At 33.4% G+C, this 18,067-nt stretch carries 18 protein-coding genes and 3 pseudogenes; 12 read left to right on the top strand and 9 right to left on the bottom strand.

Annotated elements, in window-relative coordinates; all coding sequences use genetic code 11:
* Positions 1-72 precede the first annotated feature (72 nt).
* The 3 genes from ABWU62_RS07130 (at position 73) to ABWU62_RS07120 (ending at position 2,343) form a co-directional block, all read left to right on the top strand.
* Positions 73-1,413 carry a hypothetical protein gene (locus ABWU62_RS07130; protein ID WP_353287968.1) on the top strand — a complete coding sequence of 447 codons (1,341 nt, stop codon included), beginning with the start codon at positions 73-75 and terminating at the stop codon, positions 1,411-1,413.
* Positions 1,414-1,535: 122 nt separating this feature from the next.
* Positions 1,536-1,787, top strand: a complete 252-nt coding sequence (locus tag ABWU62_RS07125; protein WP_353287967.1) for a hypothetical protein — start codon at positions 1,536-1,538, stop codon at positions 1,785-1,787.
* Positions 1,777-2,343 carry a hypothetical protein gene (locus tag ABWU62_RS07120; RefSeq protein ID WP_353287966.1) on the top strand — a complete coding sequence of 189 codons (567 nt, stop codon included), beginning with the start codon at positions 1,777-1,779 and terminating at the stop codon, positions 2,341-2,343. Before ABWU62_RS07125 ends, ABWU62_RS07120 begins: the two co-directional genes overlap by 11 nt.
* A 163-nt stretch (positions 2,344-2,506) precedes the next feature.
* Here ABWU62_RS07120 and ABWU62_RS07115 read toward each other — a convergent pair.
* Both ABWU62_RS07115 and recG read right to left on the bottom strand, forming a co-directional pair.
* Positions 2,507-2,994 (bottom strand): annotated as a pseudogene (locus ABWU62_RS07115) (transposase); the annotation flags it as partial.
* A 535-nt stretch (positions 2,995-3,529) separates the two neighbouring features.
* Entirely contained in the window at positions 3,530-5,569 is a 2,040-nt protein-coding gene (recG, locus tag ABWU62_RS07110) for an ATP-dependent DNA helicase RecG (RefSeq protein ID WP_353287965.1), read from the bottom strand.
* A 144-nt stretch (positions 5,570-5,713) separates the two neighbouring features.
* Between recG and ABWU62_RS07105 the strand changes: the two genes are divergently transcribed.
* Entirely contained in the window at positions 5,714-6,688 is a 975-nt protein-coding gene (locus tag ABWU62_RS07105) for a hypothetical protein (protein WP_353287964.1), read from the top strand.
* Between the two features lie 144 nt (positions 6,689-6,832).
* On the opposite strand, the gene ABWU62_RS07100 is transcribed toward ABWU62_RS07105, so the two are convergent.
* Entirely contained in the window at positions 6,833-6,979 is a 147-nt protein-coding gene (locus ABWU62_RS07100) for a hypothetical protein (RefSeq protein WP_353287963.1), read from the bottom strand.
* On the opposite strand from ABWU62_RS07100, the gene ABWU62_RS07095 reads away from it, so the two are divergent.
* From ABWU62_RS07095 to ABWU62_RS07065, 7 genes are all read left to right on the top strand, one after another.
* Positions 6,973-7,978, top strand: a protein-coding gene (locus ABWU62_RS07095) for an IS630 family transposase (RefSeq protein WP_353287090.1) whose coding sequence is annotated in 2 segments (ribosomal slippage) — positions 6,973-7,434 and positions 7,436-7,978 — 1,005 coding nt in all. Because the reading frame shifts where the segments join, the coding sequence is not laid out codon by codon here. The two genes, ABWU62_RS07100 and ABWU62_RS07095, sit on opposite strands and share 7 nt — an antisense overlap.
* Positions 7,979-7,987: 9 nt before the next feature.
* Entirely contained in the window at positions 7,988-8,275 is a 288-nt protein-coding gene (locus ABWU62_RS07090) for a hypothetical protein (protein WP_353287962.1), read from the top strand.
* A gap of 26 nt (positions 8,276-8,301) precedes the next feature.
* Positions 8,302-9,094 (top strand): IS5 family transposase gene (locus ABWU62_RS07085; protein ID WP_353287093.1). Its coding sequence is split into 2 segments (ribosomal slippage): positions 8,302-8,565 and positions 8,567-9,094, totalling 792 coding nucleotides; the frame shifts between segments, so codons are not numbered across the junction.
* The gene (locus ABWU62_RS07080) at positions 9,091-9,396 is read left to right on the top strand and encodes a hypothetical protein (protein WP_353287961.1); all 306 of its coding nucleotides are present in this window, start codon (positions 9,091-9,093) and stop codon (positions 9,394-9,396) included. Before ABWU62_RS07085 ends, ABWU62_RS07080 begins: the two co-directional genes overlap by 4 nt.
* 220 nt (positions 9,397-9,616) lie before the next feature.
* Entirely contained in the window at positions 9,617-10,843 is a 1,227-nt protein-coding gene (mtaB, locus tag ABWU62_RS07075) for a tRNA (N(6)-L-threonylcarbamoyladenosine(37)-C(2))-methylthiotransferase MtaB (RefSeq protein ID WP_353287960.1), read from the top strand.
* 59 nt (positions 10,844-10,902) lie between these two features.
* On the top strand, positions 10,903-11,841 hold the full coding sequence (locus ABWU62_RS07070) for a P44/Msp2 family outer membrane protein (RefSeq protein ID WP_353287959.1): 939 nt from the start codon (positions 10,903-10,905) through the stop codon (positions 11,839-11,841).
* A 155-nt stretch (positions 11,842-11,996) separates the two neighbouring features.
* The gene (locus tag ABWU62_RS07065) at positions 11,997-12,230 is read left to right on the top strand and encodes a hypothetical protein (protein ID WP_353287958.1); all 234 of its coding nucleotides are present in this window, start codon (positions 11,997-11,999) and stop codon (positions 12,228-12,230) included.
* 23 nt (positions 12,231-12,253) lie between these two features.
* On the opposite strand, the pseudogene ABWU62_RS07060 reads toward ABWU62_RS07065, so the two are convergent.
* Positions 12,254-13,233: pseudogene (locus tag ABWU62_RS07060) on the bottom strand (IS256 family transposase); the annotation flags it as partial.
* Positions 13,234-13,314: 81 nt separating this feature from the next.
* Between ABWU62_RS07060 and ABWU62_RS07055 the strand changes: the two are divergent.
* Positions 13,315-14,320, top strand: a protein-coding gene (locus ABWU62_RS07055) for an IS630 family transposase (RefSeq protein ID WP_353287151.1) whose coding sequence is annotated in 2 segments (ribosomal slippage) — positions 13,315-13,776 and positions 13,778-14,320 — 1,005 coding nt in all. Because the reading frame shifts where the segments join, the coding sequence is not laid out codon by codon here.
* A 10-nt stretch (positions 14,321-14,330) separates the two neighbouring features.
* Here ABWU62_RS07055 and ABWU62_RS07050 read toward each other — a convergent pair.
* From ABWU62_RS07050 to ABWU62_RS07030, 5 genes and pseudogenes are all read right to left on the bottom strand, one after another.
* Positions 14,331-14,591: pseudogene (locus tag ABWU62_RS07050) on the bottom strand (transposase); the annotation flags it as partial.
* Between the two features lie 16 nt (positions 14,592-14,607).
* Entirely contained in the window at positions 14,608-15,972 is a 1,365-nt protein-coding gene (locus ABWU62_RS07045; protein WP_353288186.1) for a phage tail tape measure protein, read from the bottom strand.
* 18 nt (positions 15,973-15,990) lie between these two features.
* Complete coding sequence (locus ABWU62_RS07040; protein ID WP_353287957.1) at positions 15,991-16,488, bottom strand: hypothetical protein; 498 nt, start codon at positions 16,486-16,488, stop codon at positions 15,991-15,993.
* Positions 16,489-16,597: 109 nt separating this feature from the next.
* The gene (locus ABWU62_RS07035) at positions 16,598-16,855 is read right to left on the bottom strand and encodes a phage tail assembly protein (protein ID WP_353287956.1); all 258 of its coding nucleotides are present in this window, start codon (positions 16,853-16,855) and stop codon (positions 16,598-16,600) included.
* Between the two features lie 131 nt (positions 16,856-16,986).
* Positions 16,987-17,958: an Rpn family recombination-promoting nuclease/putative transposase gene (locus ABWU62_RS07030; RefSeq protein ID WP_353287955.1), complete on the bottom strand. Its 972-nt coding sequence runs from the start codon at positions 17,956-17,958 to the stop codon at positions 16,987-16,989.
* Positions 17,959-18,067 lie beyond the last annotated feature (109 nt).

Genomic DNA, 18,067 nt, shown 5'->3' with positions numbered 1-18,067 from the left:
TCAATCAGAAGCGAGAGCTTTTAGTTGAGTTTTTTTTTTGCTAAAATCTTATTATAGTATAAATGTGTTGAGATGACCGGCGATGTAAAAAAATTATCAAATAAAGCGCCAATAATACTAACGTGGGTACCCAGGGTACATGGTACATCTTTACCTGATGGTAAGAACAGCGACCTTAATTACTTAGATATAATCAAAAACCATAAATTAATAAATAAAGAAGAGAGGGATATATATTTGGTTATTAATGGTCCTGGATTTGAGCAAAGTCAAATAGATGACTTGAAACATAAACTTAAGGAAGTTAAAGGAGTACATGTTATAGATTTACACCAATATAATTGGGGCAAAATAGATCAAGGATGGAAGATAGATGGAAGGGATATCAGTATAAAAGACTTCTTTAGAGATATGTATAATATGGAAGAGAAGGAAAGGATGTATTTTGCCGTTGAAATAGATACACTTAGATTAATTGCTCTTGCTCTTGTCAAGCAGTTTGCAAAACAAGGAAGTGCAATATATATAGATTTTGATGCTCTAGCGGCTATTAATGTTCATATAGGAAAGAACATAACAATTCCTAAAGATATATTATTGGGGTATGTTGGAGTATCTTACGATTCTTCTAAAAAGAAAGTTATTGAAACACGCTTGAATAATGATCTGATTGCAATAAGTAATCAAGATGTAGCAGTTGACATTTTATCTGAGTATAAAGCTAAGATACTAAGTCAAAAAGAAATGTGTGATGAATTAGTCAGGTTTGTGCCATTTTTCAGAGAAAAGCTAGCTCGATCCAAAGAATTCTATTCTTCTATTTTGAAAATTATTGATAATCAGCTGGAAAGAGCTCTTATATTAAAAGAAAGTATTGATAACCTGGAAGTAGCTATTGAATCAGGAGAAATTGGTGATGCAGCAGTTACTATATGTAAGAAAAATTTTGATGGTTCAGTGAGAGACTGGATTGAATGTGTTAAATTGGAAAAGGCTAATGGTAAAATGGAAGATGTTATAAAGAAATTAAATGAAACGAAGCATGAATATATAAGAAACCTTAGTGAAATAAAACTTCAAGAAGAATGTCTTGCGAAATTCAGTGATAATCCTACAATAAAGGGGTTATATGAGGCAGATGTGGTAGCTCATATTAATGATCCTAGTAAAAGTTTGAATTCAGGTCACTGTGCTACTTTGAGTAAAGTTGACGGGGAATTGATGGGTAGTAGCGAGCAAAATAAATGGAAATTGTTTTCTTTTCCAGAGAAGAATGGTAACTATGTTAATGTTAAAGATAGTAGTGATTTATCATGGGCAAGGGAAGACTTGTATTGTAAGCAGCAAGTAAGTGGCAAATTAGAAGAGGCAAAGGTGGGTCGGGTAGCAATGGAAAAGCTATCGCTTGTATAACAGTTATTAAAGAGTTTTCTATTTTTAGTATAGAAAGTTCTTTAAAGCGATCTGCAAATGAAAAAGTACGGAAGTGGAATAGTTGATAATCATATGTTAATCTATGTGATAGAGGGAGTAATATGGCAAAAAAAATAGTTAATGCATTAAAATCTGAAGTAGAAAAGCTCAAGTATGCTGATTTAAAATCAGTGCAAATAAAATCAGATGGTTGGAACTCTGGTTACAAAGCATATATTGACCTTGATAGATCGCACAACCTTACTATTAACGAACAAAAAGTAACCAATGAGCTTGTCAAGGAGCTATATTCAAAACATAAAGATCTCATTTTAGGGAATGAAAAAGGAAAAAAATTATTGTTTGTTTCTTAAAGTAGTTTTTATAGAAATGTTTATACGTATTGGTGCAACAGTTCCAAATGACCCTATTATGGAAGAATTGATAACTAGTTATCATCAAGAAGGATATAATCATTTTCTGTTTTTCCGTATATTTAGGGTCCTTTCCTCATTTGATTTGCTTATGTTAGATTCTGACCTAACAGCAACTTATAGTATGGATTGCCGTGACTCCAACTGTCTAAAACTCAATTTTAGCATGGAATGTATAAAGGTACGTAGCAGTGATATTGTTAATGATATTAAAACACCAAATTTTCACAGTTCAATAGAATTTAAGTTAAAATCTAAGGGTAGAAATATAACATATGAAGATGGTAAAGTATCTCTTACTATTCCAAAAGAGCTAAAAAATTATAAAGCAAGTGGTAGAAATTTTTTTGATATTGCTACTGAACGTTTTCAAGAATTTTGTGAGAATTTAGGATTTAATTTTGAGGCAAAAGTGGAACATAGCTTGGATGAGCCACTTACGGTATTAAAAGATGCAAATACATTCCATGATAAGAATTTAAGCTTGGTTAAGTAATTCAAGATAAGATATTGAGATTCGCGTTTTTAAAGCTAGAAAATACATCCCTTGAGAGAATGATTTCTACTGAAAGCAAAAGGCCGGGAGTGTTAAATAAACTGTGTCAAGCCGCATTTTTAGTTCAACTCAATTTTAACCTACAAGGAAAAAAGATATCAAGTTAAGACATAGTCAAAGCCCAATCATGTATAGGCACAGTCGATTTTTCTCCTGCCTTCTTTATAGCACAATATACCTGTTTATACAAGCTAGTAAATGAGCCCTTGGTTTTAGTAAATTTTCTGATCTGTCTATGTAACCCCTCAATAGGATTTGTGGTATAAATTAATTTTCTCACAGGGCCGGAATATTTAAAATAACTAGACAGATTTTCCCAATTATTCTGCCAAAACCAAAGGATATTTTTCTCCCCATTTTTCCTCCAGTTCAAGTCTCGGCTATTTCTCTACTTGTAGCACAATATATTTTTTTCAAATCATTCATGAAAACTTTCACATCCTTGCTCGATACATATTTTAGTGAATTCCTTATTTGATGCACGATACATTTCTGCATTGGAAAATACACTATTTATAGCTGTGGGAAAGCTTTTTAACGCAAGCTATCATCTACTCCTCTTTCTTTGAGGTCATTTAGCACTCCCAACCAGATTCTTTATAGTCTACCAATCCGGTAGTTCTGTTTGCTACTTTTTGACTCATTGTCAAACTTCCATTTTTTGTTTCTATTTTATTTTTACTTCTCGGTTTGACACAGTTTATTTAACACTCCCTCAAAACCCTTTTTGCACCACCTTTTAAACCTCTTATGTATACTTCTGTAATTGTGGTAAATTTTTGATCATTGGCAGCCACTTCTCCACACTGCTTCCATACATATTCTCAACTTTTCCTCGCTTTTACTGTGTATTCCTTTTGTGCTCTTTAAAACGGTACCTTCTATATATATATTTATTGTCATTAGGCTAAGTTACCGCTTTTTTTCCATTTTTATACTTCCTGCCCTTGATTAATTTGACCTGCTAACATTTTGTTTACAGGGCCTGCTATTAACTCTGCACAATTTATTCTTATGGTAAAAACTTCTTCTTCACTTTTATTTTTCCTTAACTTGACGCGTATGGTTTGTTGAATACTCCTGTTTGTCAAGGAATTTCTATTGATGAAGGTTATGGCTCAGAAGATTACTGAAATTTTGAAAAATGCAGCCTACTTCTATATTCAAATATATCAAGCAGTAATTCAAAATTAGCTATTATACCTTTTGCATTATTATATGCAAGATTGAGCAACTCTCTGTCCTCATATAAATCAGCAAATTTAAATTCCATGCACCCTGATTGTTTTGTGCCTAGAATATCTCCGCTACCCCTCAGCATCATATCCTTTTCAGCAATATAAAATCCATCTTGTGACTCACACATAATCTTTAACTTTGAATACGAACTTTTACTGAGATTATCATATAACAGTACACAAAAAGATGGCTTGTTTCCTCGCCCTACTCTACCTCGTAGCTGATGTAATTGCGATAACCCGAACTGCTCTGCATTCTCTATAATCATAATAGTTGCATCTGGTACATCTATACCAACTTCTATCACAGTGGTTGCAACAAGCAGAGAAAATTCATTCCTCTTGAAGGAAAACATCACTTGGTCTTTCTGCTCTTGAGTTAGTTTTCCGTGTATTATTCCAACTCTATCAAAAAATGTCTTTTGTAGTTCCTGAAAGCGCATTTCTGCTGCGGCAATATTGAGTTCTTCGTTTTCTTCTATATATGGACAAATCCAATATGCTTTTTCGCCTCTATTTATAGCATCTTTCAGTCTTTGAATAATATCTGATACTTTTTTAACGTTCATAATAACGGTTTTTATTGGCAATCTAGATTTTGGTTTTTCCCTTAAAATAGAACATTCAACATCACCATACATAGCTTGCTGCAAGGTTCTTGGAATGGGAGTTGCAGTAACAAAAAGTATATCGGTATTTTCTCCTTTTCCTACCAACCGATTCCTCTGCATCACTCCAAATCGCTGTTGTTCGTCTATGACTGCAAGCCCTAAATTTTTAAATGTAACGTTAGCTTGAAATAATGCATGAGTACCAATTACTATATTTAAAATACCACTTGCAAGTTCGTTCATGATAGTCTTTCTTTCCTTGCGCGTAGTTTTACCAGTGAGCAGAGCAACTTTTATATCAGTGCAAGATAGAGCTTCTTCGATCCAATTATAATGTTGCTCCGCTAAGATAGTGGTTGGTGCCATTAGAGCTGCCTGCATATTATTTTCTACCACATTCAGCATCGCAAAGAGTGCAACCACGGTTTTTCCACTACCAACGTCACCTTGCAGCAGACTTACCATACGGTATCTGGATTTTTGTCTTTCTGAGACTTCATCTATCGCTCGAATTTGATCATTTGTTAATTGGAACGGTAATTCATTTAAGACCTGCTCTTTGTATTTACTCAATATTATAAATTCTCTTCCCCCCTTTTTCACATGATTTTCCCTCGCAAGTTTTAGCGCCAGCTGATATGCAAATAGCTCATCATAAGCAAGTCTTTCTCTGCAAACTTCTGCTTCTGCGAGTGAGCTCGGTCTGTGTAATCTCATGATACTTTCTTTCCAATTCAGCCATTTTTTTTGCTTTATTAATGTTTCATCTATCCACTCTGGCAAATCAGGCAAATCTTTTAAGTTAGAACTTATTATGTTTCTAATGCTCTTGTTAGTAATACCGCGACATAATTGGTAAATTGGCTCTATGCAGGCTATTTCTTTAAATTGATTGATATCAGATAACATATAATCTGGGTGAGTAATTTGCCAATGTTCGGCAAACTTTTTAAGTTTACCACTGATGACTATATCTGTTCCAACTGGAAATAATTTATACAAATATTTAACTGAGTAATTAAAAAAAACTATAAATAAATACTGACTTTCACTTTCAACGATCATTTTATATGGCCTACCTCTAACAGTGGGGCGCTGGTGCTCATACACTTTTGCCACAAAAGTTGTAAATTCTCCCACTTGAGCGTTAGGTAGTGATTTACTTCTATCCACATAACTGAGCGGCCTATAAAACAGCAAGTCCATTACTCTATCTCCACCGCAAAGTTTAGGCAATATTGCGGAATGAAACCTTGGTATATTCTCAATTTTACTATTTAGAAAAGTCAGTACACTTGACTGCTCATCAACATTCATACTGTGTAAAACCGTTTATTCATAATAGAGCCTTACTAAAATCCTGTCACCCTATTATGACTGTCTATGTTAAGTATATTATTGACATATTAACTATTTTTATGTATTATTATACTATCAGCAATTCATATCAAAGTATTAACAATGAACAACTCTATACAGGAAAAAAATGAAAATCCAGTCGTTACACTCAAAGCTCAGGCAGAAAAGTTCGATTTTAGCAGGTTAAGGGCCGATAAAAATAATGAGTTAGCAATCACTGGAAAGCAGATGTATGACGATTTTCGAAGAATGAGATTTGTTATTAACAGAAAAAGTCTAGACGAAAATTTAATTGGTGCATTGATAGATGGAGTCGATCAAAATAATAATTTTGATGAAGTTTGGGATAGACATTATAAAAAGCAAGAGATACCTGGCAATAAAAAAACCGACCAATATAAAGAGGAGTTTGAAAGGTTTTACAATCTAGGTGAAGGGTACACTCATCTATTACTAAAAAAAGGAGATAAAAACAATAATTATCGTCCAATTGCAAAAGAAGTTTTCAGGGAAATGTTCAAATATGCTGAAGCAAAAGTTCCAAGTGATCCTATTTTGGAAGAGTTAATCACCAGTTGTAACCAACTTGGTTATGAAGGTAATTTGTCTTTTTACGTTGATATACCTGCGTTAGGAAGTTATAGCCTCTTCTCTGGGGTTCTCACGAAAACAATAAATATTAATTGCACTGAATCAAGTTGTACAAAAATTGAATCTAAAATATCTACATCTGTATTAGACCCTAACAAGACAAGGGGACATGAAAATTCAAAAGGTGCATCTATAGCTACTATACAAAGTTCAATTGAATTTACACTTGAATCTCAAGATGGGAAAGATGATGTAGTATATCAAGATGGCAAATTGTCACTTACTGTACCTCGAAAATTGAGAGATTATAAAACTGATGACAGAAACCTATTTGATATCATTAAAGAATATTTCTACAAATTCTGCGAGAAGTTAGGATTTAAATTAAAAATAAAACATAATTTAGGCGATTCAATCGAAGTGAATAGCCGTCTGGAAAGTGTGCAGCCACCCATTCATAGCAATGAACACGAAAATACACCCTAATTAAAATATTTCAAAGCTTATTTGCATAGTCAGTTGTACTAGACACAACTTAATCTGACAGATTAAGTATAAACTATTACAATTTTTTTTATATATTAATCGAGAAGAGTCCTAAAGAGTTAACGTTTTGCTAATTATTTTATACTAAAATAAACATATACAAATAATGTAGGAGAATGTCATGCGGTCTAATTTCAATTTATACCAATTCCCGCTATACAAGCAACGAATAGACAATAATGGAAAAAAAGCCATACTGGAGTAAGTAAAATAGCGAGGTTTAGATGGCATTAAGATCAAAATTATTGGATGAAAAAGTGGTGGAATCAGCAAAAGAGATGCTGAAGAAAGTAAGAAATAATGCGTATGTTGCAAAAAAACTAAATGCTGTAATTGCAGCAAAAAAGCACAGTATAACAGCTGTAGCAAAAATATGTTGCATTTCGAGAAAGGCAATTACTACATGGATAAAGCACATAAAATTTGGAAGAGAAGAAAAATTATTTTCTCCACCTCAACGCCGTAGAAAAACTATATTGAACCAAAGTCAACTTGAACAAATTGAGGTGTGGATAGAGGAAAACCCCAATATTACTATTAGAGAAATGAGAATAAGAATCCAAGAAAGATTTGGTTTGAATATCAGCAAATCCACAATACATCGTAATATGCAAAGAATGAAATTCTCATATATCACACCAAGACCAGTTCATAGTGGACAGGATAAAAATAAGCAAGAGGAGTTTAAAAAAAAACCTCAATGAAACTATTGTCATGCATTCTGAAAAAGAGCTATTTTTCTTCGATGAATCACGGTTTGGTACACATTCAAAAGTTGGACATGGGTGGTTTAAAAAAGGCAGTAGGACACAGGTTAAGGTAAAATTAGGTAGGGAAAATTTTTATCTCTATAGTGCAGTTAATCCCAGAAATGGAGAGAATTTTAGCTTATTTGCACCAAACGTCAACACTGCTTGTATAAATATATTCCTTGAACAGATGTCGCAATATTTAGGAATACGAAAGGCTTTTCTCGTGATGGATTGCGCTAGTTGGCATAAGTCAAAAAGTTTAAAGATACCTAAAAATATCGAAATTATATACCTACCACCATACTCACCTGACCTCAATCCTGTTGAGAGGTTTTGGTTATATATAAAACAGAACATTTTGCGCAATAAAATCTACGATACAATTGTTCTGCTTGAGAGCGCTTTGTGTAAATTTATTACTTCTCTTTCCCCTTCCACGGTTAAACAACTCTGCAATGCTTCTTATTTGGTTCATTAATAATGAGAGTTGGTATTACTTGATAAATATGGATATGTATCTGATGCAAATGAATTGTCTCATCAACAAATGGGAATGTATGATGATTTAGGAAGATATGAAGTTGCTGATGAAGATATGATGTACCAAAAAAACTATGGTATTATTGGTGATAATTTAAAAAAAGTAACAAATCTGACTGGAGATACAGCAAAGAGTATAGCAGATCAACTTATTAAACCTGTTAGTGATCAGGTTGCAAAGCAAATCGTTGTTCCATTAGAACCTGTACATGATCTCAAGAAAGGAATAAACTAAGAGATAATGTATATAAGTTAGGATATATGAGGAGTGTATACCCAAGTGATATAAGTCGGGAAAGATTTGAGATTATATTACCAGATCTAGAATCCTGTAGAAAAAAAACAAAACCAAGAAAACTGGATTTATATGAGTTATTTTGCGGTGTACTTTATGTGCTAAAAAGTGGCTGTCAGTGGCGAATGCTACCAAAAGAGTTTCCAAAATGGCGCAATTGTTACGATTACTTCAAGAGATGGAGTAAAAAACCGAATGAAGATAGAGAAAGTGTTCTAGAAATTGTCTTAAAAAAAATTAGTTGGAGAGGTTCGTTTCAACAGTGGTCGGAATACAAAAACAAGCTTCTGCATCATTGATGCTCAAAGTGTAAAAAACACCGATATTGCTGAAGAAAAAGGTTATGATGCCGGCAAGAAAATTTCAGGAATAAAGCGTCATATTGCAGTAGATACGCAAGGTTTGCCACATGCAATTTATATTACTACAGCTAATATCGGAGATCGTACTGCTGCTGTAGAGATGATTTGTAACGCAAGAAAAAATCTTTCCGAAGTTCAAAATATACTAGTTGATGCAGGTTATACAGGAGAAAATTTTGCAACTCAAATAAAAACGACTATTGGTGCAACCGTTGAAGTAATAAAACGAAGTGAATTACATACCTTTGTTGTATTGCCAAAAAGGTGGGTTGTAGAGCGTTCTTTTGCTTGGCTGGAAAAGTGTAGACGGTTATGGAAAAATTGCGAGCGTAAACTCAATACTAGACTACAAATGGTCGTTCTAGCTTTTACTGCCTTGCTCCTCAAAAGATTATGAACAGGCTCTTAGGAACGGAGATTATAAGTAAAATTGTCGTACCTATTACAAAGAAAGTTGCAGAACAAAATCAAGACATGATAAAAGAGCTAACAGATAAACTCATGGTTCGCGTGGAAGATTTTGCTCGGTTACAAATAGAAAAATTAAAAGAAGACGTAAAGCAAGAGATAACATCAATACCAGGTAAAGTTTTAGAGAAGATAAAACCTTCTTCATGGCTTCCATGGAAAGCAGAAAGTTTGGATGAAGCTTATTCTGACACTTATGTACCAAATGATATAGATGAATTTGCATGGTAGAGCTTCAAGTTTTAGCAAAATGTTTTTTGGTTTATATTCGCTTGAGGTTAACATCATTGGCCTTAAGCATTTTTTTAATGCTAAATGATCTTACTGTATATCTACAAATTCTTCCTGTGATTTTCAACTCTAGAGGTTATGCTTAAATTATAATGTCTACCAAAAAAATAGTCATTTTGCTTGGATATTTGATATAATTTAGATCTATTAAAGCAAAAGCATGAATGAAGTGATAACGTTTGGTTGTCGTCTAAACTTTTACGAGAGCGAGTTAATCAAAGAAGCATTAAAAAAAGCAAAGAGAGAGAATGTTGTTGTAGTGCATAGCTGTGCAGTGACAAACGAAGCAGAACGTCAAGTAAAGCAGAAAATACGTAAGATCTATAAGAATGACCCAAGTAAAGAAATTATCGTAGTTGGCTGCGCTGTTCAATTAGATCCTAAATCATATAGTGATATTCCTGGCGTAAGTAAAGTGCTAGGTAATCAAGACAAGCTAAGAGCTGAAAATTATCTACTAAATAATGATGAAATCTTAGTCAGTGATAACCAAGTAGAACCTCTTCTCATTAATGGATTTGAAGATAAATCAAGGGCATTTATTGAAATTCAAAATGGTTGTAATCATAGCTGCACATTTTGCTCAATTACTGAGGCAAGAGGAAATAATCGATCTGTGCCAGTAAACAATATTATAGAGCAAATTAAGATTTTTATAGACAATGGATATCAAGAAGTGGTGTTTACAGGTGTTGATATTACTGACTTTGGTACAGATTTGTTTGGTAAGCCATCACTTGGTTCAATAATTAGAAGAGTTTTAAAGGATATACCACAGTTAAAGAGATTAAGACTTTCCTCTATTGATGTTGCTGAAGTTGATGATGAATTAATGGATTTAATAGCTAATGAGTCAAGACTTATGCCTCACTTACACTTGAGTCTACAGTCTGGTAATAATTTAATACTAAAGAGAATGAAACGTCGTCACAATAGAGAACAAGTGATAGAATTTTATCATAAAATGAAGAGCTTAAGACCTAATATAGCATTTGGCGCTGATATTATTGCTGGATTTCCAACAGAAACTGATGAAATGTTTCAGGATACAGTTGATTTACTGAAAAAAATAAATGTAGTTTATCTACATGCTTTTCCATATTCAGAGCGGAAAAACACACCTGCTGCACGAATGCCACAAACACCAGAGAATGTGCGTAAAGAACGAGTAAAGCATCTAAGAGAAATAAATAAAGAAATGATGAGCAGTTTTTATCAATCTTTGCTCGGCACTGAGCAAAGCGTTTTGGTTGAGCAGAATAATATTGGTAGAACAGAAAATTTTGCATTAATAAAACTTACATCAAGAGTTCAAGCTAAAAGTATTGTGAAAGCTCATGTTAAAGGAATAGAAAATAATTGTTTAATTGGAAATATTATTTCTTAATTTTTGTACATTAAAGGAATATATGATATAGTAGTTGTACTATAAGTGATAATTCATTTATGATAATTAGAATATCTATTGCTTTATTTTTCATCTTCATTCCATGTGTCTATTTTTTTATTACTTATATCAGTAACAATACACACATTGAGCAAGTACAACCCTTAAAACTAGAAACAGACAATAATGAAAATGTAATACGTTCTGAAGAGGTTGCTGAAAAAGAAATACCAATAAAATATCAAGAACTTGAAAGTAATTCACCTTCTGTTTTTCAAGTAACTGATCAGAAAAATATGTGTCCATATATTGCAGATCAAGCTGAGTCTACAAAAGAAAAATCAAAAAAACTTGATTTTTATGTTAGTGCTAATGGTGGTAAGATATACCATGATAACTCAGAAACATTTGTAAAGGGCATTAACGAAATAGGGAAATGGTTTGTTAATTTAATCAATACAGATGCTGATAGTAATTTTTTTAAACAAATAGTAATAGAGTATATAAAAGAGAAATTAAAAGATGAAATTGGAAATATACAGCGGTTTAATGGTAAAATTGATTTCCAGTGGCTTAGGAGCGTATCTTTAGGTTACTATGCTGGGGAAAATGGCCGAGTTGATTTTGAAGCCATATATTCTACAGCCAATATTGAAGATAGTAATTCTTCTCCGATATTTGATAAATCAGCAAGTGTGTTTGCATTTTTATTAAATTTTTATTATAATCCCAACATTCAAAGTACGCAATTTGCTCCGTACATTGGTCTTGGTATAGGACCAACAGTTTTGAGATTAAAAAAGATTAATGAGTCACCAGAAAATTCAATGCCACTGAATATTCCTTGGTTTGCTTATCAAATAAAGCTTGGTGTTAACTACTCAATAATTCCAGAAGTTAAAACCTTTCTCGGCTATCGTTACTTTGATATTCCAACACCTGTTGCAGACTATGTATTCACTCATAATATTGAAGTTGGTTTGATGTTTAATTTTTAGTAATAATATCTGGTCAAGAGTATCTGAAGCAAAAGTGGTCAGTGCTTCTTTTCTTGCCATTAGACTTCTTGGATAACTTCAGAAACAAGTAGTAGAAGCAATATTAAGGAAGGTATAAAATTTGAAAAGGTAAGTAAACTTGATGAAGAGGGGTTTTGAATACTAACAAGAGTAAAAAGAAAAACATTGGAAAGATAATAGAAATTTTAATAGAGGAAGAGGCCAAGAAAAAGGCAAGAGGAGGAAACCCAAATAAACAATGCATGTTGTTAATAGCACTAGGCTCTGTGGAATTTACTATGAGGTTGCGTATAGAGTATCAGAGTGTTCATTTGAGTAGCAAGTTAGATGATATTAGCAGTTATAATGTGCTGCAATGGGAGTGTTAAATAAACTGTGTCAAGCCGCATTTTTAGTTCAACTCAATTTTCAGTCTGTTGGGAAAGAAAATGTCAAGCTGAGACATAGTTAATGCCCAATTAGGCAAAGCTGTAGTCCACTTTTGCTCTACCTTTTTTATAGCACAATATACCTTTTGTACAAGGCATTTGTATTAGTAAATGAGCCCTTAGTTTTAGTAAATTTCCTAATTTGTCTATGCAATCCCTCAATTGGATTGGTGGTGTAAATCAGCTTCCTAACTGGTCCAGAATACTTAAAATAACCAGACAAATTTTCCCAATTGTTTTGCCATGATTTTGTAACCAAGGGATATTTTTCACTCCATTTTTCCTCCAGCTCAAGCAAATAATTCTCAGCAATCTCTTTACTTGAAGCACGATATATTTTTTTCAAATCATTTATGAAAACTTTTACATCTTTGCTAGATACATACTTCAGTGAATTCCTTATCTGATGCACTATGCATAGCTGTACTTCTGCTTTAGGAAATACACTATTTATAGCGGTAGGAAAGCTTTTTAGCCCATCAATACAGGCAATTAGAATATCTTCTACTCCTCTTTCTTTGAGGTCATTTAGTACTCCCAACCAGAAGTTAGCTCCTTCACTTTCAGCCAAATAAAAACCTAATACTTCTTTTCTGCCATTTTGATTTATGCCCAATATATTATACATACATTTACTTATGCAATGTCCGTCCTCCTTGACCTTAAAAAACATGCCATCCATAAATACTATTGGATACACTGATTGCAGTGGGCGGCTGCGCCATTCATTGATTACTGGTAGCAGTTTATCGGTAATACTAGATATCTCTGCTGCTGATATTTTGTGGTCATATATTTCCTCAACATGTGAAGCTATATCTCTGTATCCCATGCCACTGGCATATGTGCTTAAGACCTTTGCTTCAAGTTCTGGATGTAGGCTTGTTTGCCTTTTTTTGACTATTTGTGGTTCAAAGCTTCCCTCCCTATCTCTTGGTGTTATACCAATTCCCGCTATACAAGCAACGAATAGACAATAATGGAAAAAAAGCCATACTGGAGTAAGTAAAATAGCGAGGTTTAGATGGCATTAAGATCAAAATTATTGGATGAAAAAGTGGTGGAATCAGCAAAAGAGATGCTGAAGAAAGTAAGAAATAATGCGTATGTTGCAAAAAAACTAAATGCTGTAATTGCAGCAAAAAAGCACAGTATAACAGCTGTAGCAAAAATATGTTGCATTTCGAGAAAGGCAATTACTACATGGATAAAGCACATAAAATTTGGAAGAGAAGAAAAATTATTTTCTCCACCTCAATGCCGTAGAAAAACTATATTGAACCAAAGTCAACTTGAACAAATTGAGGTGTGGATAGAGGAAAACCCCAATATTACTATTAGAGAAATGAGAATAAGAATCCAAGAAAGATTTGGTTTGAATATCAGCAAATCCACAATACATCGTAATATGCAAAGAATGAAATTCTCATATATCACACCAAGACCAGTTCATAGTGGACAGGATAAAAATAAGCAAGAGGAGTTTAAAAAAAAACCTCAATGAAACTATTGTCATGCATTCTGAAAAAGAGCTATTTTTCTTCGATGAATCACGGTTTGGTACACATTCAAAAGTTGGACATGGGTGGTTTAAAAAAGGCAGTAGGACACAGGTTAAGGTAAAATTAGGTAGGGAAAATTTTTATCTCTATAGTGCAGTTAATCCCAGAAATGGAGAGAATTTTAGCTTATTCGCACCAAACGTCAACACTGCTTGTATAAATATATTCCTTGAACAGATGTCGCAATATTTAGGAATACGAAAGGCTTTTCTCGTGATGGATTGCGCTAGTTGGCATAAGTCAAAAAGTTTAAAGATACCTAAAAATATCGAAATTATATACCTACCACCATACTCACCTGACCTCAATCCTGTTGAGAGGTTTTGGTTATATATAAAACAGAACATTTTGCGCAATAAAATCTACGATACAATTGTTCTGCTTGAGAGCGCTTTGTGTAAATTTATTACCTCTCTTTCCCCTTCCACGGTTAAACAACTCTGCAATGCTTCTTATTTGGTTCATTAATAATGAGAGTTGGTATTAGCAGCTCAAATGAGCCTGCACTCGTGCGTAAAGTTTTTGCGTTTCTCCCATTTCTTCGGTTATTTTCTTCACTTTCAGCTGACATGTAGCTTTCTATTTCACCTTCCAGACTTGCCTCTAGCAACCTTTTTATAAACGGTGTTAATGCTCCATCTCTTCCTGTCAATGGTCTTCCTTCTCGTATAGATGACAGGATATTTGTTTCTAATTCTTTATAATCTACCAAACCAGTAGTTCTATTTGCTTGACTCATATCAAACCTCCATTTTTTATATCAATTTATTACTTTTTTTTCGGTTTGACACACTTTTTTGAACGTTCCCAAAGTTAGAGAAAAAATCTTTTACCTTTTGCCAGTTAGTGATAACAAGAGCTGCACCAGAAACAAGACTCGCTATTAAAAGTCCAATTGGGTTAGTCATTACAGCGAGTGTTATTGCTCTTAGCCCTGTTATTACTGCAGGAAAAACTATACTTGATAAAGATGAAAATGTTGTCAGTATCGTTGCTTTAAGACCAAAAATTGTACTTCCTAATAAAGTAATTCCATAGCCTACTCCCACTACTAAGACTTTCAAACTTATCAAAGCTGCTAAAGTACTCATGATTGCCGTAGTTAAAATTGGATGTTTTTCTGCAAAAGAAGCTATACGCTCTGTTATTGCTTTTAAACTTCCAGCTACATAATTTAAAGTAGGCAACATTACTGACCCTAGATTCATGCCAGCTTCAAATACTGCATTTTTAAGTAATTGTAATTTATTAGCTGTAGTATTTGCCCGATTGTTAAATTCGTCCTGCATTGAAGCGTTATATTTTCCTTTATCAGCTAAATGTTCAATAGTTTTCTTGTAAATGTCTAAGCTTCCTACTAAAAGAGCAATGTCATCTTGAAACCCAGCACCAAATAGATTCATAAGAATGCCGGCACGCTCTTGGTCATCTATTTTTTTTAAAGTTTCAAGAAATTGCAATATTGCCTCTTGAGGATTTTTTTTAATAGTTTGTTCGAGCTCTTCTATACTTGTTCCCATCTCATCTAATGCATCGTGAAATTCAGGACTTTGCTTTCTTGCGGTCTGTAATTTACTAAGAAAGTTATTTATAGCAGTTGCTGCTTTTTCGGGTTGTTTACCTAAACTTATGAACGCACTTGCTAAGCTACTTGCTTGATCAATTTCTAAACCAAACTGTTTAGCATTACCACTAATTCTATTCAGTGTAAGAACCATTTCCTTAGCTTTGGCAGCAGTATTATCTGAAAGATGGTTTATTATGTTACCTACATTTTCCATGCCATCAACTTTAATTCCGTAGACATTGGATATTTTCGCAATAGCGTTACCAGCTTCTTCTGCCGACATATCAAACGCTGTGGTCATTTTGGCAACTACTGTTGTAAACTTTATAAGATCATTTTTGTCAATACCAAGTTGACCACCACTTGCAGCTATTTGTGCTAATTCTGCAGCTGATAAGGGTATTTCACGAGACAACTTTTTGAGCTCTTGAGCAAATTTATTAGCTTCGTCTTTTTTATCATTAAACCTTACTACTTTTTTAACATCAGCCATAGCCGATTCAAAATCAATAGCAACTTTGATTGGCGCTGCAAGCGTTAGCCCTAGCCCAATAGTTTCTATAATTTGTGACTAAAAATGTGCTTTGCTTGCTAAAAAACTTTGGTGACTACGTATTGCAGACCCAAGCTTACCATACTTACCTTTTAGCACTTCAATAGAAGAACCAAGTTTATATTGATCACTTACTAATGACTTAATATTTCTTCCACTTTTTCTTACTTCTTCATTGAATGAATGCAAAGCATCTCTCTTTTTCAAATATGCTTCTTTTGCTTTTGTTGCGGAGGTTTTGGCCTTGTCAAACTCAGCTTTTAAAGTTTTGCTCGGTTTCTCTATTGCCTTCATTTGTTTAGCTAAAGATTTTACCTGATCCTCAAAACCTTTCCATGACCTTCTGCTAGTTAAAACATCACTACCCAACTGCTTAAACTTTGATACTGATTTTAAAGATGAATCAAGCTTTCTTATATTCTCACCAAGACGGGTAAGTTGACTACTGCTTCCCTTTATTACAGTATTAAAACTGCCATCAAGTACTGCACCTATTTTTATCGATAATACTGACATTTGAACTCCCTAGCTAATTTGCTCCATACAATAAACTCACTAATCTCCATATCAAGAATGTGCTCAACTCCACCACCTATGATAGAGCCAAGCACTAGTATTTCTAATCTCAAGTTTTTTGGATAATCGGTGAAAAAAAATCCTTTAATACCTCTTGAATTTTCACATAATCAGCAATATCTAACTCTTCAATCCCTTCTTTTGCAACTGATGTCAAATTTGCAGTCAAAGTTACTTCCTTACTTAGATCACTATCATTAAGTCTCTCAATAGCTAGATAGTCTCTAACTTTTGGACGTCTAACGGTAAGTTCTGAGACAGAAATTCCATCAACTGTTATTGGGTTATTAAGTGTTATAGCTTGCATGTTCCTCCTTAAAAATTAATTAAATAAAAGTCTATATCGGCTTTTACATAACTAATTTTTTTACTATAGTTTTTGTGTTTGATTAACGATCCTTTATACTAAATTTCTCAATATAAAGATGATAGTAGGCGTTATTTTTCCTCAACTTGAATTAATTCTTGAACTTCATCGACAGAAAGACCTGTACACTTGACAATAGTGCTAATATCAACATTATTAGTCAACATCGCCCTTGCAACTTCAATCTTTCCTTCAATCTTTCCTTCAATCTTTCCTTCAATCTTTCCTTCAATCTTTCCTTCAATCTTTCCTTCAATCTTTCCTTCAATCTTTCCTTCAATCTTTCCTTCAATCTTTCCTTCTTTTTTGGCATCATCAAGTTTTTGAGCAAGAACAGCTTGTTCATCACGAATACGCTTGACCTCTTGTTCGTAGGCTATAAATTCTTTTTCTGACCAGTTGAACCTATTTAGCTCTTCATAAGCTTTTTTGATTATTACGTCATTTCCTATTATCCTTTCCAGCTCTTCTTCACCTGTTTCGTCAGCGTGCTTAAAAAAATATACCCACTTCTCAACTATATTTGAAAGCTGATCTTCTTTAGTTTTGGGAAATTTAGGCAATTCAATAAATACAAAGTAAAAATCTTTTAGATCATGTTCATTAGTATCTTCATCGCGAATAGTGTGCTTTGATTTATACTCAGACTTATCAGGAAACAGTATACAATCTGCTATAGCAATAAAAATAATTTCCTTAAGATCATGGTATTGATCACCCTTGTCAGCTTGTCTTGAATAGGCTTTAGCAGCATAGTACTGAGCTCGTTTTTCAAAGCCTTTGGTTTTAGCGACCTGCATCTCAATTATCCATTGTACTCCTGTTGAATCTCTACATAGCACATCAACAATACTTTGTTTTTTAGATGCAATATCAGGATCTTGAATAGTACTTAAAAATTCTATATCCTGTATTGCATTTTTGCCAGTAAAGCTCAAAATATCATTTAGAAAGTGAATGAGGATATCTTTATTCTTTTCAGTACCAAAGATACGGCGAAATGCTATATCATTTTTAGGGTCGAGAAATTTAGATAAAGCCATAGCAAAAATTCCTAAAAACCGTTAATAATTATACAGTATTATTAGTAATTTTTCAATAAAAAAGTGGTTGTATGAAAAAGCATCCATCTATTCCATTAAATCCCTAGAA

The sequence above is a fragment of the Wolbachia endosymbiont (group B) of Gerris lacustris genome (assembly GCF_964028355.1).
Taxonomy (GTDB): domain Bacteria; phylum Pseudomonadota; class Alphaproteobacteria; order Rickettsiales; family Anaplasmataceae; genus Wolbachia.
The sequence above is the reverse complement of the archived record's forward strand: the minus strand, read 5'-3'. Positions and strand labels throughout refer to the sequence as shown.